The organism is Chloroflexota bacterium (assembly GCA_015478725.1).
Lineage (GTDB): Bacteria > Chloroflexota > Limnocylindria > Limnocylindrales > CSP1-4 > C-114.
Genome location: JADMIG010000121.1, coordinates 1 through 1,345, shown reverse-complemented (window position 1 = coordinate 1,345; position 1,345 = coordinate 1). Strand labels below are relative to the sequence as shown.

1 protein-coding gene is annotated in these 1,345 nt (G+C 66.9%); it reads left to right on the top strand.

Features of this window, described 5'->3' with window-relative positions:
* Positions 1 to 305: 305 nt before the first annotated feature.
* Positions 306 to 1,337, top strand: coding sequence for an IS110 family transposase (locus tag IVW53_16045; protein ID MBF6607073.1), 1,032 nt, complete (start codon positions 306 to 308; stop codon positions 1,335 to 1,337).
* The last annotated feature ends 8 nt before the right edge of the window (positions 1,338 to 1,345 follow it).

Here is a 1,345-nt window from a genome sequence, read left to right as displayed (position 1 = left end):
CCGGCAGCGAGGATTGACGTAGCCCGCTGACGGTCCACCATTTCGGAGCGAGAACTGGTCAGCGTGTGGGTGAATGCCCGAGCCAGGTCTGACTCCATCAATACCGGCTGACGTCCTCTCGGACTGTCCTGAAGTCGATTCGTCGGCCTGGCTCGGACACTCACCCGACACCAACCGGTCGGACGGAGTGACCTCATAGGAGCCTGCCGCACAGGCCCTTCGCTGTCCTGTCCATCGTCCCGGCGGTGCGGTGTCATCCACCCAAGCGAAAGGAACAGATGACGATGACCACTATCGCGCGCCGAATCACCGGAGGGGTCGACACGCACCTCGACGTGCACGTTGCGGCCGCCCTCGACGAACGAGGAGCCCAGCTCGGTGTAGAGAGCTTTGCGGCCACAGCCGCGGGCTACTCGGAGCTGCTGCGCTGGCTCGAGGGCTTCGGGACCCTTGAGCTCGTCGGCGTCGAAGGGACCGGGAGTTACGGGGCGGGGCTCACCCGTCACCTCTTGGGCCACCAGGTCGCCGTCGTCGAGGTGGACCGGCCCAACCGCCAGCGCCGCCGGCGCACGGGAAAGTCGGACCCTCACGACGCGGTGGCTGCGGCCCGGGCCGCCCAAGGCGGCGACGCCACTGGGTCGGCCAAGACCAGGGACGGAAACGTCGAGGCCATGCGGGTGCTGCGGGTGGCCCGCAGCTCGGCCAGGCGCAGTCGGACCCAGGCCATCAACCAGATGCGCAGCCTCGTCTCGACCGCTCCCGAGGAACTCCGGGCCGAACTGCGGGACCTCTCCATCTACAAGGTGCTCACCGTGGCCAGTGCCTATCGCCACACCGGACGGACCGACGTGACGACGGTGACCAAGCTCACCTTGCGCACGCTGGCACGCCGGGCCCTTTCCCTCGAAGAAGAGGTCAAAGAGATCGACCGGGTGCTCAAGACCCTCGTCGCCGAAACCGCACCAGATCTCAATGCAGTCGACGGCGTGGGGACTGACGTGGCGTCCGCCCTCCTGGTGGCCGCCGGCGACAACCCCGAGCGCCTGAAGACCGAGGCCACCTTCGCCAAGCTCTGCGGGGTGTCTCCCCTCGATGCCTCGAGCGGCAAGCAGCACCGCCATCGGCTCAACCGCGGCGGGGACCGCCAGGCCAACTCAGCGCTCTGGCACATCGTGTTCACCCGGATGGTCAACGACCCGCGAACCAAGCACTACATCGAGCGCCGGATGAAGGAAGGTCGGACCAAGAAGGAAGCGATCCGCTGCCTCAAACGCTACGTGGCTCGAGAGGTGTTCGCGCAGCTCCCGAGGTCAGCACTCGCCCTTGACAATCCATAGGAGCATCG